Consider the following 294-nt stretch of genomic DNA (forward strand, 5'->3'; position numbering starts at 1 on the left):
GCTCGCCAATGCAGCCTTTGGGCACCGGGTTCAGATCGCCATCCAGCAAGTACCACGACAGGTCGGCGATGGGTTCGCCAATCGGGCTGCTGGCGTCCTGTTCCAGATCAGCCAGGGACAACGGACGGTAGGTTACGTGCACGGTGGTTTCGGTGATGCCGTACATGTTGATCAATTGCGGTGCCGTATCGCCGAAGCGCTCGAACCACGGGCGCAGGCTCTTCACGTCCAGCGCTTCGCCACCGAACACCACGTAGCGCAAGGTGTTGCTGCGGCTGTCGGCGCAGGCCTCGC

General features: G+C 62.9%; 1 protein-coding gene. It reads right to left on the reverse strand.

Going from position 1 to position 294, the window contains the following annotated elements; genetic code table 11:
- On the reverse strand, window positions 1-294 hold a 294-nt coding region (locus ACLEJQ_RS25835), incomplete at both ends, for an AMP-binding protein (RefSeq protein WP_440799947.1).

Origin of the sequence: Pseudomonas sp. SMV71 (genome assembly GCF_052042015.1) — a bacterium.
In the GTDB taxonomy this organism is placed as follows: Bacteria; Pseudomonadota; Gammaproteobacteria; order Pseudomonadales; family Pseudomonadaceae; genus Aquipseudomonas.